Source organism: Pseudomonas sp. HLG18, assembly GCF_051903985.1.
In the GTDB taxonomy this organism is placed as follows: domain Bacteria; phylum Pseudomonadota; class Gammaproteobacteria; order Pseudomonadales; family Pseudomonadaceae; genus Aquipseudomonas; species Aquipseudomonas fluorescens_BT.
The window spans coordinates 4,653,424-4,679,967 of record NZ_CP195831.1 but is presented as its reverse complement, the minus strand read 5'-3'; the positions used below and the strand labels follow the sequence as shown (position 1 = coordinate 4,679,967).

Here is a 26,544-nt window from a genome sequence, read left to right as displayed (position 1 = left end):
CCCTCGATAGTATTAAAAAACAGCTTATGCTTTTGAGAGGTGCAGTTGGTGATTTATGTTGAGTCTTCCATTTAATGGGTTTGTGTGTTTTATTGTTTTTCAGGGTTATGGTGAGGTGACTTGAACAAGCCTAGATTGTGTTACATATATGGTCTGCACCGGCTGGCTAGCAAGTGAGGTAATCGTTCCATAACAATCCCAGACCCCTACTCCTATTTTTTGCATTTCTGATGGTGGAAGCATTATGGCACCCGACCAGTCACTATTTAGGGTTAACTGAAATGACAGGTTGTTTGCACTTTGGCCTAGTGTCGTGTTGTCTATATAAAATTCAGCAGTGAAGCCCTTTTGAATTTGTTGTAGTGGTGGAGTGCGAACCATCAGGCCGAACAGCTTGGAATGGGTGGCGTAGGTTCTGTTGTTGATAATATAGTCCGCACACTGCGGGTTGGTTTTGTCAATGCCAATAATCGATTCTTGAAAAGGGGTGTTGGCACTAGCGGAGGTGCCATGGATTAGTTCCATTGGAGGTAGAACTTTATAGATGGGCATAGTGATAACTCTTTTTTTTGTAAATCTTGTAGTTAATTCTTGTCGGAAGGTGAGAGTGTGTCTACTGTCAAAGTTGACAGTTTTTTAGACGATGCTTGACTCAATTAATTAATTTTTATTCGGTTTTGTATGGTCGCAGGGAGTTCGGCAACCTAAAGCGGTGGGTGTCCACATCCATTTCCATGCTGAGAAAAAACGCCCGGTGCTGAGTGCCGGGCGTTTTGTATTTGAAGTATGAATCTGTTTTGAAGTCTAAACAGCGGAGGGAATGGATTTAAGTGGGCTGTGTAGCCTTCATTTCGGCTCCACGTTATCCAGCGCCTGATTCACCGCCAGTTCCCCGAGCATCACCACTTGCGCGATACCCAGCGCGGTTTTGCGGTGGGATGCCGGCAGTATCGCGGCGAAGTTGTTGAGCATTTCGCTGGCGCAGCCGAGGGTTTCGCTGGCGTTGACCAGCAGGGATTCGGTGCTGTAGGCGGGGTTGGCGAAGTACATGCGGTCGGGTTCGTTGGCCGTGGCCATGATGCGGGCGCCGGGGCAGAGGTAGTGGTCGAGGGCGCGTTCGGCGGCTTCGTTGAGTTTTTTGGGGTCGAGGGAATCGTAGGGGGAGGCCAGATCGGATTCTGGCGGATGAGGCGTTGATTTAGTCATTTGCTCGAAACCTGATTGGAGTGCCCCCGCTCTGGCTACTAATCAAAGTGGAGGCAACTGTACGCAGGTTAGTAGACCGGGGTTTCGAGCAAGCCGGCGCACCCGAGGGTGCCCTGCGCACAGTCGCCATCGAGTGCAGGAATTGAAATTCCTGACTGACAGATGCTTATGCACCAAGCTTGAAACCACAGGCTACTAAACCCGATCACTGCGAATCAGTGACCCGAATCAAGGTACCGACGGCCCTCCAGGCGCACAAGCCGGCGGATTCTGGCGTACCGGTAGGCAGCGACGCAAGACGTTGTAGGCTTCGGGAAGTTACGCCGGGCTGGTTTAAACATGACCGTTTAATGCAGGTGCTGCTACTGGCGCCATCGCTGGAAAGTCGAATCGACGCACCGCAGCTCCCACAGGTTATTTGTCGTGGTCAATGTCCAGTTTTGAGAACGTCACCTGCCCACCCTCGCTGGTGTACCCGGTGTTGTCCTGCACATACACGCCCGCCTTGAAATACAACGGTTTGTTGCGCCACGTCGCGCTGATCTGCGAGTCCCACTGATACCCCGCCGCACTGATACCCAGCGCACCACCGGGGCTCAGGTGAATCAGGTAATTGAACTCGCGATCGAGTTTGATTCCGGTCGCCAGGGTAATCACCCGGCCTTCGTCATCATCCGGATGCATCCGCACCTTGATCACCAGGTTGCCGGAGTCCAGTTTGCTCTTGTACTGATACTCAAGCTTCACCAGCGGTTTCTGACTTTCATACGCATGAATCTGCCCGATGACGATCTTGCCCGAGCTGGGCACCTTGTTGACCGAAAGGGTCGCGCGCAGCAGGTTGTCGGCGTCGGGGTAATACCAGTTGCGCAGCGTTCCATTGCTGTAGGTCTCGCGCAGTTCGGTGCGCGGGTAGATGGCGTTTTCGGTTTTCGAGCCGGTCACCGGGGACCAGAAGAACAGGGTGCCGGTGTCGGAATGGAAGTACTGATCCTTGAAGCCGTTCACCAGTTTGGAGGTTTCGACGGTGTAGGGCGGGCTGCCAACGGGAACGCTGAGGTTCCAGGTTGCGAGGTCGATCATGTCGGTTCTTCCACTCTATTTCTCTTGCACGCGCGTGCCAGAAGCTCTAGCCCGCGCCTCTTGGGGGCGGCCTTTATAAGCGTAGAGGGATTTTTTGTTAACGGCCGTCTGGCGGATGATTGGCGTCAACATCCTGTCGAAATGCCATGTTTCCCGGTTTTCGGGGGCTGCAGCGATGACCGTTAGTCGGCTACTCACCGGTTTGGTTAAATGATGGCCTGATGACAGCTACTGCTTTTTCGGATCCAGGACTAGAGTGAAGGCTCAGTAACTGTACGGTTTTCACGAGAACCGGCCGCGTCCCGATTGGATGTCCCGACAAGAGAAGCAGCATGGAATGCGCGCAACCCACGCCAGGTGAAGGCAGCTCAGTCCTTTTGATCGTTGATGATTACCCTGAAAATCTGATCAGCATGCGCGCGTTGCTGCAGCGCCAGGACTGGCAGGTCATGACCGCGGCTTCCGGCTTCGAAGCCCTCAGCCTGTTGCTCGAACACGACGTCGATCTGGTGCTGCTGGATGTACAGATGCCGGGCATGGACGGTTTCGAAGTCGCACGCCTGATGCGTGGCAGCCAGCGCACGCGGCTGACGCCGATCATATTCCTCACCGCCAACGAGCAGTCCCAGGACGCCGTGATCAAGGGCTATGCCAGCGGTGCGGTGGATTACCTGTTCAAACCCTTCGACCCACAGATTCTAAAGCCCAAGGTCCAGGCGTTGCTGGAGCACCAGCGCAACCGCCGGGCGTTGCAGCGCCTGAGCCAGGATCTGGAATCGGCGCGGGCCTTCAATGCGTCGGTGCTGGATAACGCCGCCGAAGGCATTCTGGTGCTGGCCGAGGATGGTTTGATCCGTTTCGCCAACCCGGCGATTTCCCGGTTGCTCAATGCGCCGGTGAAGGAGCTGGAAGGGCAGGAGTTTCTCGATTTCCTGCAGAAACCGCACATTCCGCTGTGGGCCGATTCCGAGTTCTACGCCAGTTACAAACGCGGTGAGACGCTGCGTTTACACGACGCCTTGCTGCGCACCGCGCCGGGCCAGCAGGTGCCGGTGGCCCTGTCCTGCGCGCCGCTGCCGAGCGAACAGCACGCGATGGTGGTGACGGTGCTGGACATGTCGGTGGTGCGTCATCTGCATCAACAGCTCGAATTCCAGGCCGTCACCGATCCGCTGACCGGGTTGCTCAACCGCCGGGGTTTCTACCAGACCGTGGAAAACCTGCTGCTGCGCGGCGAACGCACGGACAGCAGTTGGGTGCTGATGTACCTCGATCTCGACGGCTTCAAAAGGGTTAACGATTCCCTCGGCCATGATGCCGGGGACCGAGTGTTGCGCTGGGTCTCCGAACAATTGAAAGCCTGCCTGCGGCCGTTCGATATTCTGGCGCGGATGGGCGGCGATGAGTTCACCGCGCTGCTGGATCTGGAGTTTCCCGAGCAGGCGGCGAAGATTGCCGAGAAACTCATCGAGCGGGTGTCGATCTGTCAGCAGATTGAAGGGCTGGATATCGCTCTGGGTGCGAGCATTGGCATCGCCACGTATCCGGACTGCGGCAACAACCTCGACGGCTTGATGCGTGCTTCGGACATCGCCATGTACGAAGCCAAGCGCGCCGGGCGTCAGCAATATCGCTTCTACGATCACGAAATGAACGGCCGCGCCCGCTCGCGGCTGATGCTGGAAGAGAGTGTGCGAACCGCTATCGAGAACCGTGATTTCAATCTGGTCTATCAACCGCAGGTGGCGGTGGGTGACGGCAGAATTCGCGGTTTCGAGGCGTTGCTGCGCTGGCAGCATCCGAGTGTCGGCGATGTACCGCCGGGGCTGTTCCTGCCGTTGCTGGAAGAGGCGACGCTGATCAGCCGGCTCGGCAGCTGGATCTATCATCGCAGTGCCGGACAACGTAAGGCCTGGGAGGCTGAGTTCTCCAAGGATCTGGTCATCGGCGTCAGCCTGAGCAACACCCAGTTCGGCCTGCCGAATCTGGTGACCGAATTGCGTCAGGTGCTGGAACGCCATGGATTGCAGCCACGCCAGATGGAAGTGGAAGTGACCGAAGAGGCGCTGACGGTCAATCCTGACGAGACCCGCAAGCAGCTGAAGTTGCTGCGCAATCTCGGGGTGCGGGTGGCGCTGGACGATTTCGGCTCCGGCTCCTGTTCGGTTTCGCATTTGCGGGATCTGGAGCTGGATACGCTCAAGCTCGATCGCCACTTGATCGCCCGATTGCCCCACTCGACCCGGGACGCTTCGCTGGTACGCAACGTCATTGCGCTGAGCAAGGAGTACGGGTTGCTGGTGATTGCCGAAGGCGTTGAAACCATCGAGCAATACCAATGGCTGCAAGCCCATGGTTGCGAGTACGTGCAAGGATTCCTGGTGGCGCGGCCGTTGGTCGCCGAGGACGCCACGCGCTTTGCCGAGCCCTTCGACTGGAGCGCGCTGGCCGGTTGAATTCGCTACACTGGCGGCCTTTTCATGACCCGTGCCGCCCATGACTGCGTTGAAATACCTCCAGGCCTATCCCGCGCAATTGCAGGATCAGGTGCGCCAATTGATTGCCGAGGATCGCCTCGGTGATTACCTGAGCCAACGCTATCCGGGCCGCCACGATGTGCAGAGCGACAAAGCCTTGTACGGCTACGCGCTGGACCTGAAACAGGAATACCTGCGCAACGCCCCTGCCATCGACAAGGTCCTGTTCGACAACCGCCTCGACCTGACCCACCGCGCCCTCGGCCTGCACACCACGGTCTCGCGGGTGCAGGGCGGCAAGCTCAAGGCCAAGAAAGAGATTCGTATCGCCTCGCTGTTCAAGGAGGCCGCGCCTGAGTTTTTGAAGATGATCGTCGTGCACGAACTGGCGCACTTCAAGGAGTCGGATCACAACAAGGCGTTCTATAAATTATGTGAGCACATGCTGCCGGGCTATCACCAGATCGAGTTCGATCTGCGGGTGTACCTGACGTGGCGGGACATGCAATAAAAAATCAAAAAAACGGAGTGCATGCATGGACGTGAGCAAGACCAAGAGCAGTTTCTACCGGCGCTTGTACGTGGCGTACCTGATCGACAGCGGCCTGGCCAGCAGCGTGCCGGCGCTGACCGAGGTCACCGGCATGCCCCGGCGCACGGCGCAGGACACCATTGCGGCGCTGGCGGATCTGGATATCGTCTGCGAGTTCGAACAGGAAGAAGGCGCGCGCAATCATGCGGGGCGCTATCGGATTCGCGAGTGGGGGGCGATTGACCGGGGGTGGATCGAGCGGAATTTGCGGCAGATAAAAGCGGTGCTTGAGTATCCCTAAGTCTTGCAGTGCTTTGGCTGGCGCCATCGCGAGCAGGCTCGCTCCCACAAAAGACACGATTCCTTCAGTCGGAATGCAATCAAATGTGGGAGCGAGCCTGCTCGCGATGGGGACTTCAGGAACGCCGCATCCCGATGTGCGGAATGTCATCCTCCAGATACTCCTCACCCGCCACGACAAACCCGTACCGACCGTAATACCCCTGCAAATGCGCCTGGGCCGACAGATAGATCGGCACTTCAGGCCAACGCTTCTCGGCCTGTTTCAGCGCCTGTTCCATCATTTGATGGCCCAACCCCTTGCCACGCCCGGCCGGCGCTGTCAGTACGCGGCCGATCACCACGTCGCCACCCTGGGATTCCGGGTCCAGCAGGCGCAGGTACGCCACCAACTGATCACCTTCCCAACCCATCAAATGGCAGGTGTCGCCGTCCAGATCCTGACCGTCCGGATCCAGATACGCGCAGCGCTGTTCGACCACGAACACCTCCGAGCGCAATTTCAAAATGGCGTACAACTGCTCCAGTCCCAGATCGCTGTGATGTTTGCAGACCCACTCGATTGTCATCTTCCGATTCCTTGAACTACGTCGCCCGATACTAAGCGCAGCGTCGAAATATGTCTGTATGGCTGAGAAATCTGTGACAAAGGCCAAAATGCCATCATTCCCTTCTGGCGGCATCGACATCTTTGTGTAATCTGCTGGGAAGCGCTGTGCAATGGCTTCAATGAGCTAATGTTAGGGCCTGGGATTCGCCGGTAAGGGGCCTTGGGGTTTTGACTGAAAACACGCCGGGCAGCCCGCCCGCTAAGGATTTTCAAGCATGCCGCGATTGCATCGAGCGTTCGCTTTGATCGGATTGCTGTTGCTGGCTCAAAGTGCTGCAGCGGAGAAACTGCGTCTGGTCTTCGACGTCTGGCCGCCCTTTACCGATGACACGCTGGTCAACGGTGGGCTGGCCACAGACATCGTCAGCACGGCCCTGGCCCGGGCCGGCTATGCCAGCGATTACGAACAGGTGCCGTGGGCGCGGGCGCTGCTCGGGGTTGGCGAGGGGCGTTACGACGTGCTGGTCAACGCCTGGTACAACGACGAGCGCAGGAAGCTGGGGCAGTTTTCTGACGAGTACCTGCTCAACCGCGTGCGTTTTCTCAAACGCAAAGACACGCCCATCGAATACAACAACCTGCAGGAACTGCACACCTATCCGATTGCGGTGGTGCGCGGTTATGCCTATTCGGCGTCGTTCGATGCCGACACCGCGTTGCAGAAAGTCCCTGTGCATAACTTCGCCATGGCCGTGCGCATGCTGGCGGCGGATCGGGTCAAGCTGACCCTGGAAGATGAATACGTCGCCCGTTATTACCTGGCCCGTGAATCACCGAAAGTGCGCAACGCGGTGGAGTTTCTGCCCAAGCCGCTGAGCGAAAACAGCCTGCACATTCTGGTCAGCCTGAAGAACCCGGAGCACGAACAGATCGTGGCCGGGTTCGACAAGGCGATTGCATCGATGAAGGCAGATGGCAGCTATGACAAGCTGCTCAGGCAGCACGGGATGTAGCCTGAAAGATTTTTAGTGCACGAACTGGCCTCTTCGCGGGCTTGCTCCGGGCGGCGTTCCGACGAAGAGGCCTGTCCGGCCACCTCAATCCTCGGCGCTGTCCTTGATCAGATGCGCCGCCAGCGTGCGCAGCGGGCCGAGCTGACGGCAGATCAGCGCCAGCTGTGTCTGCACCAGTCGCTGGCCTTCATCGATTTCGTCCGGCATCTGCTCAAGCTCGTTGGCCAGCGCTTCTTCCTCGTCGCTCTGGATCGCAATCGGCTGTTTGCTCGCCAGACCCTGGGCGATCTCGTCAATGCTGCTGGCCAGTTTCACCCCGGCCCCATCGATCAGGTGCTCACGCACGTCGGCCGGCAACTGGGTTTCCCGGTGCGCGCCAAGGCCCGACAGATAACTGAGCAGCGTGTGCGACAGCACCAGGAAGCGGAAGCCGACGTCGGCTTCCTTTCGGAAATGCCCCGGCTCCATCAGCATGTTCGCCAGCGTGGTCGACAGTGCCGCGTCGGCGTTGTGCGCGTTGCGTCGGGCGAGGCGATAGGCGAGGTCGTCGCTCTTGCCGGCAGCGTATTGCTGCATGATCTGGCGCAGGTAGATGCTGTTGCAGGTCAGGGTGTTGGCCAGCACTTTGTTCAGGCGCCGACCCTGCCAGTCCGGCAGGAACAGGATCACCGTCAGGCCTGCGATCAGGCTGCCGAGCAGGGTATCGAACAGGCGCGGCACGAACAGCCCGTAGCCGTCGCCGACCTGGTTGAAGCAGAACAGCACCATGATTGTGATCGCGGCGGTCGCTACGGTGTAGCGGGTGGTGCGGTTGGTAAAGAACACCACGCCGGCGGCGATGGCGAAGCACGACTGCACCAGCGGGCTCGGGAACAGATCGAACAACGCCCAGGCGATGGTCAGGCCGATGGCGGTGCCGAGAATCCGCTGGCCGAGTTTGCGCCGGGTGGCGCCGTAGTTCGGCTGGCAGACGAACAGCGTGGTGAGGATGATCCAGTAACCCTGCGACGGGTGAATCAGATGCACCATGCCGTAACCGATGCTCAGCGCCAGCGGCAGGCGCAGGGCATGGCGAAACAGCAATGACGTTGGCGTCAGCTGCGTGCGCAGACGAGTCAGGACATCCTTGAAGTTGCGTGGCGAGCGGTCGAGCAGGCTGCTGTCGGTGGCATCGGCCAATGCGTCGGGGTTGCTGGCGTCGCTGAGCAAACGGTCGAGGGTGCCGAGGTTGGCCGCCAGCGCCCGCAGCGAACGCAGCAGCCCGCGCCAAGCCGGGTTGCTCTGGATGCGCAGGTGTTCGAGGGAGGCGTGCAGGTCGCTCAGGGCCTCGGCGAAACTCGCGTCGTAGATGAACGGCTGGCGCATCTGGATCGATTCGGCCAGCGCCCGGCAGGCCTTGCCTTGCTGGCGCAGCAGGCGTTGGCAGCGGAACAGCACGTCGCTGTGGAAAAACGCATCGGCCAGGGCGTTGTAAGGGTAGTGCGAAGAACTGGCGCGTTCGTGGATGTCTTGCGCCAGGAAGTACAGCTTCAGGTAGCGGCTGACTTTCGAGCCGGGGCGCCCGTTGCCGACCCGATGGAGAATGATTTCCTTGGCGCTGTTCAGTGCCGCCACGACGCGGCCGTTTTGTTGGGCCAGTTCCAGTCGACGCGCTTCGACGTCCAGCTGACGGATCGGCTCGAACAGCGAGGCTTTGAGCTTCAGGTAATAACCCAGCTCACGGAACAGCCGCGCCAGGCTCTGCTGCACCGGTTGATTGGAAAACATCGCCTGCCACAACACTGACAGCAAGCCGTACCACGCGGCGCCGGCCACCAGCAGCATCGGTTCGTGCCAGAAATCCGTGACCGCGCCACCGCGCTGGTCCACGCCGATCATGGTGTAGACGGAGAGAATCAGGGTCGCCGAGGCAATCGCGCCATAACGCTCGCCAAGCGCGCCGAGCATGGTCAGCCCGAAACTGGCCAGTGCCAGGGCGATGACGAAAACGATGGGGTAGGGGAACAGCAATTCCACCGACAGCGCTGCAACGCTGAAACACACCAGCGTCACCGCCAGCGCGTTGAGGCGGCCCTGCCAACTGTCGTCGGTCTCGGCCAGGGCGCTGGCGATGATCCCGAGGAACAGCGGGATCAGCAGCCCCATTTCATCCTGATACCAACACAGCGCCATGCTGCCGGTCAGGGCGATGAACACCCGCACGCTGTAGCTGAATTTATCCAGCGCCCACAGGCGCCGCAAAGACTGACGAAACGAGGTCGAGGACATGAAGTGCGAAGGCCTTCCGAGGCGATGCCGCTAAATTGAGCCAGTAATGACGCCGACGCAATGGCGCCGATCACATCTGGCAGCAAAAAGTGTTCCTTTCATGCACCACAGGGTTTTGTGTATGGCTTTGGGTCAGACGTACTGCGCGGCAGCGTAGCCGGAAGCCCAGGCCCACTGGAAGTTGAAACCGCCCAGATGCCCGGTGACGTCGAGCACTTCGCCGACGAAGTAGAGGCCCGGGCTTTTCAGCGACTCCATGGTCTTGGACGACACTTCGCGGGTGTCGACGCCACCAAGGGTGACTTCGGCGGTGCGGTAGCCTTCGGTGCCGGCCGGCACGACTTTCCAGCTGCCGAGCTTCTCGGCGATGTCTGCCAGTTCGGCGTGGGTGTACTGCTTCATCGGTTTGGAGACGAACCAGTTGTCCGCCAGCAGGTTGGCCATCTTCTTGGTGAAGATTTCGCCGAGCAGGGTTTTCAGTTCGCTGTTCGGACGCTCGGCAGTTTGCTGTTGCAGCCAGCTCGCGGCGTCGTGATCGGGCAGCAGGTTGATTTCGACCGTGTCGCCCGGCTCCCAGAACGAGGAAATCTGCAGAATTGCCGGGCCGCTGAGACCGCGGTGAGTGAACAGGATGTTCTCGCGAAAGCTCTGATCGTTGCAGCTCACCAGACAGTCCACCGATGTACCCGACAGTTCGGTGCATAAATCCTTGAGCTGATCGGTGATGGTGAACGGCACCAGGCCGGCGCGGGTCGGCAGCAGGTCGTGGCCGAATTGCTTGGCGACCTGGTAACCGAAACCGGTCGCGCCCAGCGTCGGGATCGACAGACCGCCGGTGGCGATCACCAGCGACTGGCACTGGATCTGGTCGAGGGTGGTGTCGAGCAGGTAACCGCCCTCGACCTTTTCGATGGTCTGGATCGAAGTGTCCAGGCGCAGGTTGACGCCGACCTGATCGCACTCGTCCAGCAGCATGCCGAGGATGTCGCTGGATTTGTTATCGCAGAACAACTGGCCGAGTTTTTTCTCGTGATACGGCACGCCGTGTTTGGCGACCATGCCGATGAAATCCCACTGGGTGTAGCGGGCCAGTGCGGATTTGCAGAAGTGCGGATTCTGCGAGAGGAAATTGCTCGGCTCGGTGTACAGGTTGGTGAAGTTGCAGCGCCCACCGCCGGACATCAGGATTTTCTTGCCGGCCTTGTTCGCGTGGTCGAGCAGCATCACCTGACGCCCGCGCCCGGCGGCGGTCAGTGCACACATCAACCCTGCGGCGCCAGCGCCAATGATCACGACTTCGGTAGAGCGCAAAACGGTGTCCTCACACAAAATTCAAATTCACCGGAAACCAATGTGGGAGCGAGCCTGCTCGCGATAGCGGTGTGTCAGTCACAAAGATATCAACTGACAGATTGCAATCGCGAGCAGGCTCGCTCCCACAGGGGCGTGCGTTGTTCTTACAAGACCCGAACGCGCAGCGAGCGACCCTTGATCTTGCCGTTGTTCAAACGCTGCAGCGCCTGCATGACCACGGTGCGTTCAACGGCCACATAGGACTGGAAGTCGAAGATCGCGATCTTGCCGACCTGGGCGCCCGGGATGCCGGCTTCGCCTGTCAGTGCGCCGAGAATGTCGCCCGGACGCACCTTGTCCTTGCGCCCGCCAGCGATGCACAGCGTGCTCATCGGCGGTTGCAGCGGGGCACCGCCCTGGGACTTGAGGTTGTCCACCTGATCCCAGTTCAGCGGGGTTTTCTGCAGTTGTTCGATGGCCTGGGCGCGGTGCGCTTCGGACGGCGCCACCAGGCTGACCGCGATGCCCTTCTCGCCGGCACGACCGGTACGGCCGACGCGGTGAATGTGGATTTCCGAGTCGCGGGCCAGTTCGACGTTGATCACCATGTCCAGCGAGTCGATGTCCAGGCCGCGTGCGGCAACGTCAGTGGCAACCAGTACCGAAGTGCTGCGGTTGGCGAACATCGCCAGTACCTGGTCGCGGTCACGCTGTTCCAGATCGCCGTGCAGGCCGACGGCGGAAATGCCCTTGGAGGTCAGGTGATCGACGGTTTCCTGCACTTGCTGCTTGGTGAAGCAGAAGGCCACGGTGGAGGCCGGGCGGAAGTGGTGCAGGACCTTGGTTACCGCACTCATGCGCTCTTCCGGTGAAATTTCGTAGAAGCGCTGTTCGATCTGGGTGTCGTCGTGGAACGCTTCGGCTTTCACCGTTTGCGGATCGCGCATGAACTTCGACGCCAGTTGCTTGATGCCAACCGGATAAGTCGCCGAGAACAGCAGGGTCTGACGACGGGCCGGGGTCTGCTCGATGATGTCTTCGATGGCGTCGTAGAAACCCATGTCGAGCATGCGGTCGGCTTCGTCGAGGATCAGCGTGTTCAGGCCGTCGAGGACCAGCGAACCCTTGCGCAGATGCTGCTGGATACGCCCCGGGGTGCCGACGATGATGTGCGCGCCGTGCTCCAGCGAGGCGATCTGCGGGCCGAACGACACGCCACCGCACAGGGTCAGGACCTTGATGTTGTCTTCGGCGCGGGCCAGGCGACGGATTTCCTTGGCGACCTGGTCGGCCAGCTCGCGGGTCGGGCAGATGACCAGCGCCTGGCAACCGAAGTAGCGCGGATTGATCGGGTTCAGCAGGCCGATGCCGAACGCGGCAGTCTTGCCGCTGCCGGTCTTGGCCTGGGCGATCAGGTCCATCCCCTTGAGGATCACCGGCAAGCTCTGCGCCTGGATCGGCGTCATCTGGGCATAACCGAGGGAGTCGAGGTTAGCCAGCATGGCGGCGGACAGCGGCAAAGTATTAAAAGCGGTGGCGATGGTGGTCACGGGACTGGCCTGCAAAACAAAATGTCGCGCAGTGTAGCAGCCCCGTGCCACTTTCCTCGAAAGTTCTGGACGAACAGCGATTAATGTTCGATGTGTTCGTCCGGATGTTCATCGCGACGTTTGACGCGCCGGCCGTCCTCTTTCGAGAGTTGCGAGAAGATCGTCGCGGCCAGCATGGCCATGACACCCACCGTCACGAATGTCAGCTGGAATGCGCCCAGCACGGTTTCCACGCCATCATGACCGATTTCCGCCGTGAAGCCGCCGAGCAAGGCACCGGCGCAGGCCACCCCGAGACTCAGCGACAGCTGTGCGACGACCGACAGCAGACTGTTGCCGCTGCTGGCGCTGGCATCGTCGAGATCGATCAGGGTCACGGTGTTCATCGCGGTGAATTGCAGCGAGTTGATCGCGCCGAGAATCGCCAGCAGGCACAACAACAGCCAATACGGTGTCTGCTCGCTGACCAGGCCCATGCTCGCCAGCATGATCCCCAACGCCAGCGTGTTGCCGGTGAGTACGATGCGATAACCGAGGCGTTCGATCAGCGGTCGCGCCATCCACTTGGCAAACATCGCGGCCGCCGCCAGCGGCAGCATGCTCATCCCGGCCTGCGACGGTGAATAGCCCAGCGCCACCTGCAGCAGCAGCGGCACCAGAAACGGCAACGCGCCGCTGCCCAGGCGGGCGAACAGGTTGCCGATGATTCCGACCGCAAACGTCCGTGTCTTGAACAGCGAAGGTGCGAACAGCGGATTCTCGATACGTCCGGCACGCAACCAGTACGCCGCCAGACACGCCATGCCACCGAACAGCAGCAACATCACGCGCAAGTGCGGCAGGTGCAATTCGCCAAGCCCTTCCATGGCGATGGTGATCAGAATCATCGCCGCGCCGAACAGCAGGAAACCGAGGCTATCGAAGCGTGTGCGCTCGCTTCCGCGCAGGTCGGGAATGAACTTCCACACCGCATAGCAGCCGATGACGCCGACCGGCAGGTTGATCAGAAAAATCCAGTGCCATGTCAGGTACTGCACCATCCAGCCGCCCATGGTCGGGCCGATCAGCGGGCCGAGCAGGCCGGGAATGGTGATGAAGCCCATGATTCGTACGAGTTCGGAACGCGGGTAGGCGCGCAGCACCACCAGGCGTCCGACCGGCAGCATCAGCGCACCACCGAGGCCCTGGATGACCCGGGCGCCGACCAGCATGGTCAGGCTGCTCGACAGGGCGCAGAGCAGCGAGCCGATGCTGAACAGCAGGATCGCGCCGAAGAAGATCTTCTTGGTGCCGAAGCGGTCGGCGATCCAGCCCGATGCCGGAATCAACAAAGCCACGGTGAGCATGTAGGCGATGACCACACCCTGCATTCGCAGTGGGTCTTCGGCCAGATCCCGAGCCATGGCTGGCAGGGCGGTGTTGAGGATGGTCCCGTCGAGGGACTGCATGAAGAAAGCGATGGCGACGACCCATGGCAACCAGCGGGCGGTGATGGCGTCGAGAGGCGGGCGGTTGGGCATGGAACCTCTTGTGGTGTGGGGCAGTGAGTGATCGTTCCCGCGCAAGGCGCGGGAACGATTTGTATCAGAGGGTCAGGGTCAAACGGCTCACCAGCGCCCCCGGCAACAGCGCAGAGGAGGTATTGCGCTGACTGTAGGTGCTCGCCGACAGCAACAACTCACGCTCGGCGGTCAACGCTTCCAGCTGCGAACCCAGCAGACTGTAGGCGCTGTCGTCGAAACGCATGGTGCTGACCGGCGCCTGAATCTCGCCATTCTCGACCCAGAACGTGGCAAACCGGGTCATGCCGGTCAGTCGCGCCGCCGGTTGATCGGAGAAGTTCAGGTACCACAGGTTGCTGATGTACAAGCCGGTGCCCAATTGTTTGAGGATTTCGGCCTGCGGCAGATCACCGGCGCCCATGTTCAGTGCGCTCGGCGATTCGCCGCCACCGGCACCGTTGGCCGCCAAACCGTATTCGGCAGCACTGCGCGAACCCACCAGTTGCTCGCCGGCCTTGCCTTCGATGATCAACCGCAGGTCACTGCGCGGGTAACCTTCACCGGAGAACGCCGGGCTCAGCGAGCCGCTGATTTTTTCGTCGAGGGACACCAGCGGACTGAACGCTTGATCGCCGGCATACAGTTTCTGCAACGGGCTGCTCTTGCTGGCAATCGACTGGGCGGAGAATCCGCCCCAGCACAACATGCCCATGATTTCTTCCAGCGCTGCCGGCGCCAGATAGGCTCGGTATTGGCCCGGCGGCAAGGTGCGCAACGGTCGACCGAGTAATTCGAGCTGCTCGCGGGCCTGCTGGAAACGTCTGGCGAAACCTTCGCTGCTCCACTCGTGCCCGGCGTAGCTGGCTTTTACCGCTTCGCCGTTCTCGTGGAACAGGCTGAAGTCGAAATTGAAACTGTTGGCCTGATGCCAGCCGAACGCCCCTGAAGAACTGGCGAAGCCACGACTGATCGGGCCTGCGGCATAGAAACCGACCAGATCCAGACCTTCGGCAGCCTGAGCGATTTCAGCGACAACCTGCTCGGTGTCCGGCAGCGGATGTTCCTGCACGTTCTGGCTCTGCCAGCCGTTGTGGTTGAGCAGCAGATACGGATCCTGCGGCAGCAGCGGCAGGGTTTCGCGCAGTTGTTGCAGGCCTTCGGCGAGACGTTGCAGGTCGGTCGATTGCTCGCCGGATAGGGTGATGTGCAAGTCGGCATGTCGCCCGTCGTCAATCAGTTTCAGACCGATACCGGCTTGTTGCACTTGCCCGGCCTGACGCACCTTGGCGTGGTTGAAGCGTACGAAGGCCGATGATTCGGCGTCGTAACTCAGGGTGAACTGTTCCGGCTCGCGCACGGCATCGCACAGCCAGTTGACCAGAACCTTGAAGGTCTCGACCTGGCTCTTGGAAATACTCATCAGGCGTCTCCCCCAAACACATCAACATTGCTGAACACGCAGGCCGGTGAAGCGTGGCCGACGCGGATCACCTGGTTCGGTTCGCCCTTGCCGCAGTTCGGCGTGCCCAGCACCCTGGTGGTACCGGCGTTGCCGACCGCGCGCAGGCTCTTCCAGAAGTGCGCGGAAATGCCCCGGTAGTTGGGGTTTTTGACCACGCCCTTGAGTTCACCGTTTTCAATCAGTTGGCCCCACTCGCAGCCGAACTGGAATTTATTCCGCGCGTCGTCGATCGACCACGAACGGTTGGTGCTCATCAGGATGCCGTTTTCGATGCCGCCGATCAGTTGCTCCAGCGACTGGTCTCCCGGCTCGATGTTGAGGTTGGCCATGCGGTCGATCGGTGGTCGGTTCCAGCCGCAGGCGCGGCTGTTCGCAACGCCGTCCAGGCCCGCGCGGAACTGCGACAGCGCACCGCCCAACGGACGGACCAGCAGACCTTCGCGAATCAGGAATTGTTTGCTCGCCGCTGTGCCGTCGTCATCGTGGCCGTAACTCGCCAGTTCTTCGGGGATGTCCGGATCGAAGGTCACGTTGAGCAGTTTCGAGCCGTATTGCAGGCTTCCGAAATCCGAGGCTTTGACGAAACTGGTGCCGGCGTAATTGCGCTCGTCACCGAGGATCCGGTCGAGCTCCAGCGGGTGGCCGATGGATTCGTGGATCTGCAGCATCATCTGGTCGGGCATCAGCAGCAGATCGCGCGGACCTTGCGGCGTATTGGGCGCGAGCAGCAATTGCAGCGCCTGATCGGCGATTTGCGGGCCGGCGCCGATCAGGCCGCAGCGGCTGATCACGTCGGCGCCGCCTTGCTGGCCGAAGTTCTCGCGGCCGAGGCTGCGGGTCTGGCTGTCGCTGCCGTCGTAGGCGGTGACGTCCAGGCTCGGGTAGACGAAGCGCTGGGCCTGGCGCAATTGGGCCCCGGCGCTGCTCAGGTAGATCTGTTCGACGTGGGTAATGCCGATGCTCACTTCCCAATTCACCAGGCGCTCATCCCTTGGCACCGAGGCGGATTCCGCGCCGAGCAGCTCGAAGCATTCGCTCAGGGACGGGAAAGGTTGTTCGAGATTGGGTGAAAAGTAATCGGCGCGGTCGCTGGAGACCGGCTGCCGGCTCAGGTCGAGCAGGGCGTGGGGCTTGATCCGTCGGGCCTGCTGTTCGGCGCGCTCGAGGGCGGCTTGCAGGCCTTGTTGCGACAGGTCATTGGTCGCGGCGTAGGCTTCGACGCCATTGACGCGGACGGTGAGCATCGCGCCCTCGTCGCGGCTCAGGCTCGGCGGCTCGGCGACATTCTTGCGCACCGACAGGTACTGGCCGGACTCGCGTACATACCGCAAGGAAAAAAACTCGGCGCCCGTGCGCAAGGCAGCGAAGCGCTGCTTGAGCTGGGGGTGGAAATCGAACATCAGGGAACCTCCTTGTTATGGGAGTAGCGGCGAAGCGGATTCGGCGGGGAGGGGTGAAACGATTGCGCGAGGACTAGAGTAGGCCTGCGTGGGGGTAGGATCAAGTGAAGAGGGGGTGTAGGAGGATTTACTGCTTTGAGTCGGCTGATCGTTCCCACATTGCATGGGAACGATCACCGCCCGGTATTACGACTTACTGAGCAACAGCACTCACATCACGCAGCGCCTTGCCTTTCACCGGCGCATCGCCAGCGACATAGTACGGCGCGTTGCTGCGCGGCAGTGGCTGGCGGCCACGGATCTTGTCGGCGATTTTCTCGGCCATCATGATCGTCGGGGCGTTGAGGTTGCCGGTGGTGATGATCGGCATGATCGAGGCATCGACCACGCGCAGACCCTGCATGCCATGCACGCGGCCCTGACCGTCCACGACCGCCATCTCGTCGGTGCCCATCTTGCACGAGCAGGACGGGTGGAACGCGGTTTCGGCGTGCTCGCGGATGAACTTGTCCAACTGCTCATCGGTTTGCACTTCGATGCCCGGGCTGATTTCACGGCCACGGAAGGCGTCCAGTGCAGGCTGTTGCATGATTTCACGGGTCAGGCGGATGCCGTCGCGGAACTCCTGCCAGTCCTGCTCGGTGGCCATGTAGTTGAACAGAATGCTCGGGTGCTGGCGCGGATCCTTGGATTTGACCTGGATGCGACCGCGGCTCGGCGAGCGCATGGAGCCCATGTGCGCCTGGAAGCCGTGCTCTTTCACACCGTTGCTGCCGTTGTAGTTAATCGCCACTGGCAGGAAGTGATACTGGATGTTCGGCCACTCGAATTCCGGACGGGTACGGATGAAACCGCCGGCTTCGAACTGGTTGCTGGCGCCGATACCGGTGCCGTTGAACAGCCACTCGGCACCGATGGCCGGCTGGTTGTACCAGAGCAGCGACGGGTAGAGCGAGACCGGTTGGGTGCAGGCATATTGCAGGTACAGCTCAAGGTGATCCTGCAGGTTTTCGCCAACGCCCGGCAGATCGTGAACGACCGGGATGTCGAGGCTTTCCAGCAGTTTCGCCGGGCCGACGCCGGAGCGTTGCAGCAGTTGCGGCGAAGCGATCGCGCCGGAGCAGACGATGACTTCTTTGCGGGCGCGGGCTTCAACGCGCTCTTCGGCAGCGCCGACCAGATAACGTACGCCAATGGCACGTTTGCCTTCGAACAGAACCTTGTCGGTCAGGGCGTGAGTGACGATGGTCAGGGTCGAACGCTTCTTGGCCACGTCCAGGTAACCACGGGCGGTGGAAGCACGACGACCTTTCGGCGTCACGGTGCGGTCCATCGGGCCGAAGCCTTCCTGCTGGTAGCCGTTCAAGTCTTCGGTGCGCGGGTAACCGGCCTGTACGCCGGCTTCAACCATGGCGTGGAACAGCGGGTTGTTGCCTGCCTTCGGCGTGGTCACGCTGACCGGGCCGTCGCCACCGTGGTAGTCGTTCGGGCCGATGTCGCGCGTTTCCGCTTTACGGAAATACGGCAGGCAGTCGAGGTAAGTCCAGTCTTCCAGGCCTGGCAGTTTTGCCCAGCCGTCGTAGTCCATCGCGTTGCCGCGGATGTAGCACATGCCGTTGATCAGCGAGGAACCGCCGAGGCCCTTGCCGCGACCGCACTCCATGCGACGGCCGTCCATGTGTGGCTCCGGATCGGTTTCGTACGCCCAGTTGTAGCGACGACCTTGCAGCGGGAAGGCCAGTGCGGCCGGCATCTGCGTGCGGAAGTCAAAACGGTAGTCCGGGCCGCCCGCTTCGAGCAGCAGGACGGTGACGCCTTCGTCTTCAGTCAGACGGGTCGCCAGGGTGTTACCGGCAGAACCGGCACCCACAATGATGTAATCGAATTCCTGGGACATTGAATGCACCCTCTTTGAAGTTGGTCAGGTCAGACAGCCAGCGCTTCCCTTGTGGGAAGGGGCTTGCCCGCGAAGGTGGCTTCGCGGGCAGCACACAATGGCGGGTCTTAGAACACCGAGACGTAATCGCCCAGCTCGACCTGTACCGATTTGATGCGAGTGAAGTTGTTCAGCGAGCTGATGCCGTTCTCACGACCGACACCCGACTGCTTGTAACCGCCAACCGGCATTTTTGCGTCGGACTCGCCCCAGGCGTTGATCCAGCAGATACCGGCTTCCAGTTGGTGAATCACGCGGTGAGCGCGGTTCAGGTCGCGGGTGACGATACCGGCGGCCAGGCCGAAGTCGGTGTCGTTGGCGCGACGGATCACTTCTTCTTCGGTTTCGTAGGTCAGGATCGCCATCACCGGGCCGAAGATTTCTTCACGGACGATGGTCATGTCGTCGGTGCAGTCGGTGAACACGGTTGGTGCCACGAACGCGCCTTTGGCGAATTCGCCGTCGGTCATGCGCTCGCCGCCGCACAGAACGCGGGCACCTTCTTCTTTACCCTTGGCGATGTAGCCCAGCACGTTTTCCATGTGCGCGAAGCTGACCAGCGGGCCGAAGTTGGTGTTTTCGTCTTCCGGGTTGCCAACGCGGATGCGGGCAACTCGCTCGACGATCTTGGCTTCGAAAGCGGCTTTCAGGTGGCTTGGCACGAACACGCGAGTGCCGTTGGTGCAGACCTGACCGGAGCTGTAGAAGTTGGCCATCATGGCGGTGTCGGCGGCGCGATCCAGGTCGGCGTCGTCGCAGATGATCAGCGGGGACTTGCCGCCCAGTTCCATGGTCACGTCTTTGAGCGACGAAGCCGAAGCGCTGGCCATGACCTTCTTGCCGGTGTCGGTGCCGCCGGTGAAGGAGATTTTCTCGATGCGCGGGTGCTCGGTCAGCCAGGTGCCGACTTCACGGCCGCTGCCGGTCAGGACGTTGAACACGCCGTTTGGAACGCCGGCTTCGGTGTAGATCTCGGCCAGTTTCAGGGTGGTCAGCGAGGTGACTTCGCTTGGCTTGAAGATCATCGCGTTACCGGCCGCCAGGGCTGGAGCGGATTTCCACAGGGCGATCTGGATCGGGTAGTTCCACGCACCGATACCGGCGACAACGCCCAGCGGCTCGCGACGGGTGTAGACGAAGGAAGTGTCACGCAGCGGGATCTGCTCGCCTTCGATGGCGGGTACCAGGCCTGCGTAGTATTCCAGCACGTCGGCGCCGGTGACGATGTCGACGTATTTGGTTTCGGAGAAGGCTTTACCGGTGTCCAGGGTTTCCAGTGCAGCCAGTTCATCGTTGCGCTCGCGCAGGATGTCGACGGCGCGACGCAGGATGCGCGAACGCTCCATGGCGGTCATCGCGGCCCAGATCTTCTGGCCCTTTTCGGCGCTGACTACAGCACGCTCGACGTCTTCCTTGGTCGCACGTTGCACTTGTGCGAGGACTTCACCGTTAGCCGGGTTGATGGCTTCGAAGGTGGCATCGCTGCCGGCGTCGGAGTACGCGCCATCGATGTAGAGTTTTTGCAGTTCGAAACGGGCCATAGTGTCCTCGCAAGTGCATAAGTGGTTGGCGTTGACCACCGCGATCAGGCTGCGGTGGCGTTCAGGGGCCGAGCGTTTTCTCTGTGCTCTAGCTCACCTGCTTGGCCAATTGGAAATCCATGTATTCGTAAGCGATCTGTTGCGCCTGCGCGGTGTCGAAAGCGTCTCCCGACAGCGCGCCGCGCAACCACAAGCCGTCGATCAGAGCTGCCAGTCCACGGGCGGCGGTGCGCGCATCTTCGAGCGGCAACACACGGCGGAACTCGCAGCACAGGTTGGAATACAGACGGTGATCGTTGATCCGCTGCAACCTGTGCAAAGACGGCTGGTGCATGCTGGTGGCCCAGAAGGCCAGCCAGGTTTTCATTGCCGGGCCATTGACCTGGCTGGCGTCGAAGTTGCCTTCGATGATCACCTGCAGATGCGCCCGGGGGCTGTTGTCTGCCAGCGCCTGACGGCGCGCGGTGACGTTCTCGCTGAGGACGCTCATCAGATACCGCATCGTGGCGGCAATCAGGCCGTTCTTGTCCTGAAAATAGTGACTGATGATGCCATTCGAGACACCGGCCAGACGGGCGATCAGCGCAATGCTGGCGTCCCCCATTCCGACCTGATCGACAGCCTGCAAAGTGGCTTCGATCAGTTGTTGGCGGCGGATGGGTTGCATACCGACCTTGGGCATCTTGCACATCTCCTTAGGCCTTCCGACGGACGACAAACGCCTATCGGATTGAGGGCCAGTCTATTTTGTTTTGATTGAACGTTCAATCAACAAAGAATAAGATCTGCGACAAATCGTCGCTGCCTACAGCTTTTTCCTACGAGTAAGTGGCGATAAACCGACATCCGAAAATGCTCGAAACCTGCGCGGGGCAAGGCGCGGTTCGACGTTCGATGGACGTGTTGAATGGGCAAGACGCTCAAGGCCAGGTTTCGGATGAACGTCCATGCCTCGGCCACGACGGCGATTCGCGGTGCCATCTCTGCAGGTTCGGGCTTTTTTCGGGGTGTCTTTATATCACCCGCCGGTCGGCTGCCAACTAACCGATTGGTCGGGTTCCGTGTTGCCTTGTGTTCTTCTCTCGCACTGCCTGGAGCATTTGTGCCATGAGTTCTGCCTCGCTTATAAAGACCCCGCCCGAGAAGGTGACGGTCAACGGTTGGGTGTTCTACACCTCTACCGCGCTGATTCTGTTGTTGACCGCCATTCTGATCATCGCCCCGCAAGAGGCCGGCAGAATGCTGGGAGTGGCTCAGGCCTGGTTGTCCCGCAGCTTCGGCTGGTACTACATGGTGGTGATCGCCGCTTACCTGGTATTTGTGGTGGGCCTGGCGTTTTCCTCCTACGGCAAACTCAAACTGGGCAGCAAGGACGACACCCCTGATTTCAGTTACGGCGCCTGGGCGGGGATGCTGTTCTCGTCGGGTATCGGTATTTCGCTGCTGTACTTCGGCGCCTCCGAGCCGCTGGATCACTACTTCAATCCGCCGGAAGGCGCGTCCGCTACCAACATGGCGGCACGTCAGGCTGTCCAGCTGACCTTCCTGCACTGGGGCCTGCACGGCTGGGCGATCTACGCGCTGGTCGGTCTGGCCGTGGCCTATTTCGCTTACCGTCATAACCAGCCGCTGGCTCTGCGTTCGGCGCTGTACCCGCTGGTGGGCGAGCGTTGGGTCAAGGGCGCTGCCGGTCATGCGGTGGACGGCTTCGGCATGTTCGTGACGCTGCTGGGTCTGGTGACCAACCTGGGGATTGGCTCGCTGCAAGTGTCCTCGGGCCTGGAAAACCTGTTCGGCATGGAGCACAGCAACACCAACCTGCTGATCGTGATCATCGTGATGAGCACTGTGGCGACCATCGCTGCCGTGTCCGGTGTGGAAAACGGCATCCGTCGTCTGTCCAACCTCAACATCATTCTGTTCAGCGGCCTGCTGATTTTCGTGCTGCTGTTCGGCCCGACCCTGCACCTGCTCAACGGCTTCGTGCAGAACATCGGCGACTACCTCAACGGCGTGGTCATGAAGACCTTCGACCTGTACGTCTATGAAGGCGACAGTGCCAAGTCCGACCGCTGGCTGGGTCTGTGGACTCTGTTCTACTGGGCCTGGTGGATTTCCTGGGCCCCATTCGTAGGCATGTTCATCGCGCGGATTTCCCGTGGTCGTACCGTGCGTGAGCTGGTGGCCGGCGTGCTGCTGATTCCGCTGGGCTTCACCCTGGCGTGGCTGTCGATCTTCGGTAACTCGGCACTGGATCTGGTGATGAACCACGGTGCGGTGGAACTCGGCAAGACGGCGCTGGAACAGCCGTCGATGGCGATCTATCAGTTGCTGGAACACTATCCGGCGTCGAAAGTCGTCATCGGTGTTTCGATTTTCGTAGGTTTCGTGCTGTTCTTGACCCCCGCCGACTCCGGCGCGGTGATGATGGCCAACCTTTCCTGCAAGGGGGGCACCGTTGATGAAGACGCGCCGCACTGGCTGCGTATCTTCTGGTCGGTCGTAATCACCCTGGTGACCATCGGCCTGCTGTTCGCCGGTAACTTCGAAGCCATGCAGACCATGGTGGTGCTGGCCGGCCTGCCGTTCTCGGTGGTGCTGGTGTGCTTCATGTTCGGCCTGCACAAGGCGATGCGCCAGGACATGCAGATCGAACAGGAGCAAGCGCAACTGGCTGAACGCGGTCGTCGTGGTTTCAGCGAGCGCCTGACTCAACTGGATCTGCAACCGAGCCAGTCGGTGGTGCAACGCTTCATGGACAAACACGTTACCCCGGCGCTGGACGATGCGGCTGCCCAGCTGCGTATTCAGGGTCTGGAAGTGCAGACGCTGCTGGGTAAATCCAAGCGTTGCATGGGCGTGCGCGTCGAGATGGAAGAGGGCAACCCTTTCGTCTACGAAGTGAGCCTGGACGGCTATCTGGCGACCCCGACCGAGTCGGCCCAGTCCGATGAAGCGCGCCAGCGTTACTACCGCGCCGAGGTGTATCTGCACAACGGCAGCCAGGATTACGACCTGATGGGCTTCACACAGGATCAGATCACACGCGATGTGCTCGATCAGTTTGAAAGCCATCGGCAGCTCCTTGGCCGTGTCTATAGCTGAGTCGTGAAGTGAGCATTCCCGCGCGATGCGTGGGAATGATGAAAACAAAAACGCCGCGATCCTCTCGCGGCGTTTTTGTGTCTGCTCTCTTTACCCCAGGTTCTTGCCGAGCAGCGCGTGATACAGCTCGCTGTCGCCGAGAATCCCCACCACATGGTTGTTGTCGTGCAGCACGAGTTTGTTGCCGGTCTGGTAACGGATCTGCAACGCGTCACGCATGCCGATGTTCGAGTCCACCAGCGTCGGACGACGATCGAGGCCTTCCACCGCTTGCCCCGGCACCCAGTTCTGCAGGTCGAGTACCGAACCGTTCTTGCGTGCACCCTTGATGGTGTTGCCCTCTGCCAGGTCCAGCCACGAATCGCCACCCGGGTCCAGGCACACCGAACCGTTGATGCGTTTGCAGTTGTCCAGGGTGCGCATCAGGCTGCGACCGCACAGCACGTTCAGCGGATTGGTGTGGGCAACGAAGGTGCGCACGTAGTCGTCCGCAGGATTGAGCACGATCTCTTCCGGCACGCTGTACTGGATGATCCGGCCGTCTTTCATGATCGCGATGCGGCTACCCAGTTTGAGCGCCTCGTCGAGGTCGTGGCTCACGAACACGATAGTCTTGCTCAGCTTGCGTTGCAGCTCCAGCAGTTCATCCTGCAGACCCTGACGGATCAGCGGATCAAGGGCCGAGAAGGGTTCGTCCATCAGCAGAATGTCGGCGTCCATCGCCAGTGCGCGGGCCAGGCCCACACGCTGCTGCATGCCGCCGGACAGCTCGTTGGGTTTCTTGTTGCGCCACTGGGTCAGGCCCACCAGCTCAAGCTTGTCGTCCACCAGTTTGCGGCGTTCTTTTTCGGGACGACCCTGCATTTCCAGACCGAAGCTGATGTTCTCGCGAACGGTCAGCCAAGGCATCAGGGCGAACTTCTGGAACACCATGGCGATGCGCTTGGTGCGCATCATTTTCAGTTCGGCCGGGCTGCAGGAAGCGATGTCGATCTGCTTGCCTTCGTGCTCGACGAAAAGCTTGCCGCGGCTTACGGTGTTGAGGCCGTTGATGCAGCGCAGCAGGCTGGATTTGCCGGAGCCGGACAAACCCATCAGTACACAGATTTCACCTTTCTCGATGTCCAGGCTGGCTTTTTCAACGCCGACAATCTGTCCGGTCTTTTTCAGGATCTCGTTGCGGGTCATGCCCTGATCCAGCAGCTTGAGTGCCTCGCGTGGATCCTTGGCGAAGATAACGTCTACGTTATCGAAGCGGATTATGCTCATGCGTCACCCCCTACTTTGGCGTCGGGTTGTTTGCAGATACGGTCGAGCATGATCGCCAGCAGTACGATCGCCAGGCCCGCTTCGAAGCCCAGAGCGATATCAGCAGTGTTCAGTGCGTTGACCACCGGTTTGCCGAGTCCGTCGGCGCCCACCAGTGCCGCGATCACCACCATCGACAGCGACAGCATGATGCACTGGGTGATGCCGGCTGCGATGCTCGGCATGGCGTGGGGCAGTTCGATCCGTGAAAGCAGTTGGCGACGCGAGCAGCCGAAGGCCTTGCCGGCGTCCATCAGTTCTTCCGGGACATCGCGGATGCCCAGGTAGGTCAGGCGGATCGGCGCAGCGATGGCGAACACCACCGTGGAGATCAGGCCCGGAACCACGCCCAGCCCGAAGAGGGTCAGGGTAGGAATGAGGTAAACGAAGGTCGGTACGGTCTGCATCAGATCGAGCACCGGCCTCATCAAAGTGTAGAACATCGGTTTGTGCGCGGCGACGATGCCCAGCGGCACGCCGATGACCACGCAGACCAGGGTCGCGAACATGACCTGGGCGAGGGTTTCCATGGTTTCCTGCCAGTACCCCAGGTTGAGGATCAGCAGAAAGGAGGCGATCACGAAGGCGGTGAGGCCCCATTTGCGTTGAATGAAGTGCGCGAGCAGAGCGATGAGGCCGATCAACACCAGCGGGTTGAACCAGGTCAGCGCAAACGTCACGCCGTGGATCATCGTTTCCAGGGTCACGGCGATTGCGTCGAAGGTGCTGGCGCCGTGTTGCGTCAACCATTCAACGAAGCCCGCGATGTACTGGCCTAAAGGGATTTTCTGATCAATCAGCATGGTAGTGAACGTCCGCATGCAAGGAAATAACAGCCCGGGCGGGACTGACCCGCCCGGCATAAGCGATTACTGCGCGAGCTTGGCTTTCACGGCCTCCAGGCCAGGTTTACCGTCAATGGTGGTCACGCCAGCGAGCCAGGTATCGAGCACCTGTGGATTCTTTTTCAGCCAGGCCTTGGCGGCCGCGTCAGGCTTCATCTTGTCGTCGAGGATGTTGCCCATCAGGGTGCTTTCCATGTCGACGGTGAACTCCAGATTTTTCAGCAACTGACCGACGTTGCTGCATTCCTCGACGTAGCCCTTGCGGGTGTTGGTCGCGACAGTAGCGGCGCCGAAATCCGGGCCGAAGAAGTCGTCGCCGCCGGTCAGGTATTGAATCTTGAAGCGCTTGTTCATCGGGTGCGGTGCCCAGCCGAGGAAGACCACGGCGGTGTCGCGCTTCTGCGCGCGGTCGACCTGCGAGAGCATGCCCGCCTCGGAGGATTCGACGACCTTGAAGCCGGCGTCTTTCAGGCCGAAGGCGTTCTTGTCGATCATGCTCTGGATCAGGCGGTTGCCGTCGTTGCCTGGCTCGATGCCGTAGATCTTGCCGTCGAGCTCTTTCTTGAATTTGGCGATGTCGGCGAAGTCATGCAGGCCTTTGTCGTACAGCGCCTGCGGCACGGCGAGGGTGTATTTGGCGCCCTTGAGGTTGGTACGCACGACTTCCACGGTGCCGGCGTCGCGGTAGGCCTTGATGTCGTTTTCCATGGTCGGCATCCAGTTGCCGAGGAACACGTCCATGTTCTTGCCGTCGGCCAGCGACTTGTAGGTCACGGGCACGGAGATCATGGTGGTCTTGGTCTTGTAGCCGAGGGCGTCGAGCACCACGCTGGTGGTCGCGGTTGTTGCGGTGATGTCGGTCCAGCCGACATCGGAGAAGTTAACGGTACTGCACTGCGCCGGTTCTGCGGCTTGAGCCAGTAACGGCAGACTCAGCATGGCGGCCAACAACAACGATGGGGAACCTTTCATGGATGGACTCCTTGGTGTTTTTTTTGGCAGTGTTCCGACTGGACCACCGCACTTATAGGTTGCGGTTGGATGGCGTTCTGGAGACAGCTCTGTCACGGCGCCTTGCAATCGAGTCGATACGATCATGTACCAGTGAAAATCTGACGCCTACAGGGTGCGTCGTATCCAGTACAGGGATGGTCGCATCCAGTGTCGGTGACG

General features: G+C 60.4%; 21 protein-coding genes. 5 read left to right on the top strand and 16 right to left on the bottom strand.

Annotated elements, in window-relative coordinates:
• Positions 1-105: 105 nt before the first annotated feature.
• The 3 genes from ACSPX5_RS21535 to ACSPX5_RS21525 all read right to left on the bottom strand — a co-directional run bounded on the left by ACSPX5_RS21535 (position 106) and on the right by ACSPX5_RS21525 (position 2,289).
• On the bottom strand, positions 106-552 hold the full coding sequence (locus ACSPX5_RS21535) for a hypothetical protein (protein ID WP_323159796.1): 447 nt from the start codon (positions 550-552) through the stop codon (positions 106-108).
• Positions 553-846: 294 nt separating this feature from the next.
• Positions 847-1,206 carry a DUF6124 family protein gene (locus tag ACSPX5_RS21530; protein ID WP_323159797.1) on the bottom strand — a complete coding sequence of 120 codons (360 nt, stop codon included), beginning with the start codon at positions 1,204-1,206 and terminating at the stop codon, positions 847-849.
• 414 nt (positions 1,207-1,620) lie between these two features.
• Positions 1,621-2,289: a polysaccharide lyase family 7 protein gene (locus ACSPX5_RS21525; RefSeq protein ID WP_439820221.1), complete on the bottom strand. Its 669-nt coding sequence runs from the start codon at positions 2,287-2,289 to the stop codon at positions 1,621-1,623.
• A gap of 332 nt (positions 2,290-2,621) precedes the next feature.
• Here ACSPX5_RS21525 and ACSPX5_RS21520 point away from each other — a divergent pair, with 332 nt between their 5' ends.
• The 3 genes from ACSPX5_RS21520 to ACSPX5_RS21510 are packed head-to-tail and all read left to right on the top strand — an operon-like array spanning position 2,622 to position 5,599.
• Positions 2,622-4,745 carry a putative bifunctional diguanylate cyclase/phosphodiesterase gene (locus tag ACSPX5_RS21520; protein ID WP_169432253.1) on the top strand — a complete coding sequence of 708 codons (2,124 nt, stop codon included), beginning with the start codon at positions 2,622-2,624 and terminating at the stop codon, positions 4,743-4,745.
• Between the two features lie 40 nt (positions 4,746-4,785).
• A complete protein-coding gene (locus tag ACSPX5_RS21515) occupies positions 4,786-5,277 on the top strand; it encodes a M48 metallopeptidase family protein (RefSeq protein WP_114886018.1) in 492 nt (163 codons plus the stop codon).
• 25 nt (positions 5,278-5,302) lie between these two features.
• A complete protein-coding gene (locus tag ACSPX5_RS21510) occupies positions 5,303-5,599 on the top strand; it encodes a winged helix-turn-helix domain-containing protein (RefSeq protein ID WP_007894945.1) in 297 nt (98 codons plus the stop codon).
• A gap of 115 nt (positions 5,600-5,714) precedes the next feature.
• Here ACSPX5_RS21510 and ACSPX5_RS21505 read toward each other — a convergent pair whose 3' ends face one another.
• Positions 5,715-6,167 (bottom strand): GNAT family N-acetyltransferase, encoded by a 453-nt coding sequence (locus ACSPX5_RS21505; protein ID WP_169432252.1) that lies wholly within the window; start codon positions 6,165-6,167, stop codon positions 5,715-5,717.
• Between the two features lie 256 nt (positions 6,168-6,423).
• Between ACSPX5_RS21505 and ACSPX5_RS21500 the strand changes: the two genes are divergently transcribed.
• Entirely contained in the window at positions 6,424-7,161 is a 738-nt protein-coding gene (locus ACSPX5_RS21500; RefSeq protein WP_207863761.1) for a substrate-binding periplasmic protein, read from the top strand.
• 84 nt (positions 7,162-7,245) lie between these two features.
• Here the strand turns inward: ACSPX5_RS21500 and yccS are convergent, their stop codons facing one another.
• The 9 genes from yccS to betI form a co-directional block, all read right to left on the bottom strand.
• Positions 7,246-9,429, bottom strand: coding sequence for a YccS family putative transporter (gene yccS, locus ACSPX5_RS21495; RefSeq protein ID WP_439820220.1), 2,184 nt, complete (start codon positions 9,427-9,429; stop codon positions 7,246-7,248).
• Positions 9,430-9,561: 132 nt separating this feature from the next.
• Positions 9,562-10,740 carry an NAD(P)/FAD-dependent oxidoreductase gene (locus ACSPX5_RS21490; RefSeq protein ID WP_439820219.1) on the bottom strand — a complete coding sequence of 393 codons (1,179 nt, stop codon included), beginning with the start codon at positions 10,738-10,740 and terminating at the stop codon, positions 9,562-9,564.
• A gap of 146 nt (positions 10,741-10,886) precedes the next feature.
• Entirely contained in the window at positions 10,887-12,272 is a 1,386-nt protein-coding gene (gene dbpA / locus ACSPX5_RS21485; protein ID WP_085688634.1) for an ATP-dependent RNA helicase DbpA, read from the bottom strand.
• An 80-nt stretch (positions 12,273-12,352) separates the two neighbouring features.
• Positions 12,353-13,792, bottom strand: coding sequence for a multidrug transporter subunit MdtD (mdtD, locus tag ACSPX5_RS21480; protein ID WP_439820218.1), 1,440 nt, complete (start codon positions 13,790-13,792; stop codon positions 12,353-12,355).
• A gap of 64 nt (positions 13,793-13,856) precedes the next feature.
• On the bottom strand, positions 13,857-15,194 hold the full coding sequence (locus ACSPX5_RS21475) for a TldD/PmbA family protein (protein WP_439820217.1): 1,338 nt from the start codon (positions 15,192-15,194) through the stop codon (positions 13,857-13,859).
• Positions 15,194-16,636 carry a TldD/PmbA family protein gene (locus ACSPX5_RS21470; RefSeq protein ID WP_169432246.1) on the bottom strand — a complete coding sequence of 481 codons (1,443 nt, stop codon included), beginning with the start codon at positions 16,634-16,636 and terminating at the stop codon, positions 15,194-15,196. The genes ACSPX5_RS21475 and ACSPX5_RS21470 overlap by 1 nt, the downstream gene beginning before the upstream one ends.
• A gap of 193 nt (positions 16,637-16,829) precedes the next feature.
• Positions 16,830-18,533, bottom strand: coding sequence for a choline dehydrogenase (gene betA, locus ACSPX5_RS21465; RefSeq protein WP_439820216.1), 1,704 nt, complete (start codon positions 18,531-18,533; stop codon positions 16,830-16,832).
• A 107-nt stretch (positions 18,534-18,640) separates the two neighbouring features.
• Positions 18,641-20,113 carry a betaine-aldehyde dehydrogenase gene (gene betB / locus ACSPX5_RS21460; protein ID WP_085688619.1) on the bottom strand — a complete coding sequence of 491 codons (1,473 nt, stop codon included), beginning with the start codon at positions 20,111-20,113 and terminating at the stop codon, positions 18,641-18,643.
• Between the two features lie 88 nt (positions 20,114-20,201).
• Positions 20,202-20,795 (bottom strand): transcriptional regulator BetI, encoded by a 594-nt coding sequence (betI, locus tag ACSPX5_RS21455; protein WP_323159805.1) that lies wholly within the window; start codon positions 20,793-20,795, stop codon positions 20,202-20,204.
• A gap of 425 nt (positions 20,796-21,220) precedes the next feature.
• Between betI and betT the strand changes: the two genes are divergently transcribed.
• On the top strand, positions 21,221-23,218 hold the full coding sequence (gene betT, locus ACSPX5_RS21450; RefSeq protein WP_169432242.1) for a choline BCCT transporter BetT: 1,998 nt from the start codon (positions 21,221-21,223) through the stop codon (positions 23,216-23,218).
• A 90-nt stretch (positions 23,219-23,308) separates the two neighbouring features.
• Here the strand turns inward: betT and choV are convergent, their stop codons facing one another.
• The 3 genes from choV to ACSPX5_RS21435 form a co-directional block, all read right to left on the bottom strand.
• A complete protein-coding gene (gene choV, locus ACSPX5_RS21445) occupies positions 23,309-24,487 on the bottom strand; it encodes a choline ABC transporter ATP-binding protein (RefSeq protein WP_085709138.1) in 1,179 nt (392 codons plus the stop codon).
• A complete protein-coding gene (gene choW / locus ACSPX5_RS21440) occupies positions 24,484-25,329 on the bottom strand; it encodes a choline ABC transporter permease subunit (protein ID WP_085709139.1) in 846 nt (281 codons plus the stop codon). The genes choV and choW overlap by 4 nt, the downstream gene beginning before the upstream one ends.
• Positions 25,330-25,395: 66 nt before the next feature.
• Positions 25,396-26,343, bottom strand: coding sequence for a choline ABC transporter substrate-binding protein (locus ACSPX5_RS21435; protein ID WP_169432241.1), 948 nt, complete (start codon positions 26,341-26,343; stop codon positions 25,396-25,398).
• Positions 26,344-26,544: the final 201 nt, after the last annotated feature.

Excerpts from the sequence above, each read along its gene's own strand:
- ACSPX5_RS21535 (WP_323159796.1), bottom strand. The coding sequence starts at position 552 with ATGCCCATCTATAAAGTTCTACCTCCAATGGAACTAATCCATGGCACC.
- ACSPX5_RS21530 (WP_323159797.1), bottom strand. The coding sequence starts at position 1,206 with ATGACTAAATCAACGCCTCATCCGCCAGAATCCGATCTGGCCTCCCCC.
- ACSPX5_RS21525 (WP_439820221.1), bottom strand. The coding sequence starts at position 2,289 with ATGATCGACCTCGCAACCTGGAACCTCAGCGTTCCCGTTGGCAGCCCG.
- ACSPX5_RS21520 (WP_169432253.1), top strand. The coding sequence starts at position 2,622 with ATGGAATGCGCGCAACCCACGCCAGGTGAAGGCAGCTCAGTCCTTTTG.
- ACSPX5_RS21515 (WP_114886018.1), top strand. The coding sequence starts at position 4,786 with ATGACTGCGTTGAAATACCTCCAGGCCTATCCCGCGCAATTGCAGGAT.
- ACSPX5_RS21510 (WP_007894945.1), top strand. The coding sequence starts at position 5,303 with ATGGACGTGAGCAAGACCAAGAGCAGTTTCTACCGGCGCTTGTACGTG.
- ACSPX5_RS21505 (WP_169432252.1), bottom strand. The coding sequence starts at position 6,167 with ATGACAATCGAGTGGGTCTGCAAACATCACAGCGATCTGGGACTGGAG.
- ACSPX5_RS21500 (WP_207863761.1), top strand. The coding sequence starts at position 6,424 with ATGCCGCGATTGCATCGAGCGTTCGCTTTGATCGGATTGCTGTTGCTG.
- yccS (WP_439820220.1), bottom strand. The coding sequence starts at position 9,429 with ATGTCCTCGACCTCGTTTCGTCAGTCTTTGCGGCGCCTGTGGGCGCTG.
- mdtD (WP_439820218.1), bottom strand. The coding sequence starts at position 13,792 with ATGCCCAACCGCCCGCCTCTCGACGCCATCACCGCCCGCTGGTTGCCA.
- ACSPX5_RS21475 (WP_439820217.1), bottom strand. The coding sequence starts at position 15,194 with ATGAGTATTTCCAAGAGCCAGGTCGAGACCTTCAAGGTTCTGGTCAAC.
- ACSPX5_RS21470 (WP_169432246.1), bottom strand. The coding sequence starts at position 16,636 with ATGTTCGATTTCCACCCCCAGCTCAAGCAGCGCTTCGCTGCCTTGCGC.
- betA (WP_439820216.1), bottom strand. The coding sequence starts at position 18,533 with ATGTCCCAGGAATTCGATTACATCATTGTGGGTGCCGGTTCTGCCGGT.
- betB (WP_085688619.1), bottom strand. The coding sequence starts at position 20,113 with ATGGCCCGTTTCGAACTGCAAAAACTCTACATCGATGGCGCGTACTCC.
- betI (WP_323159805.1), bottom strand. The coding sequence starts at position 20,795 with ATGCCCAAGGTCGGTATGCAACCCATCCGCCGCCAACAACTGATCGAA.
- betT (WP_169432242.1), top strand. The coding sequence starts at position 21,221 with ATGAGTTCTGCCTCGCTTATAAAGACCCCGCCCGAGAAGGTGACGGTC.
- choV (WP_085709138.1), bottom strand. The coding sequence starts at position 24,487 with ATGAGCATAATCCGCTTCGATAACGTAGACGTTATCTTCGCCAAGGAT.
- choW (WP_085709139.1), bottom strand. The coding sequence starts at position 25,329 with ATGCTGATTGATCAGAAAATCCCTTTAGGCCAGTACATCGCGGGCTTC.
- ACSPX5_RS21435 (WP_169432241.1), bottom strand. The coding sequence starts at position 26,343 with ATGAAAGGTTCCCCATCGTTGTTGTTGGCCGCCATGCTGAGTCTGCCG.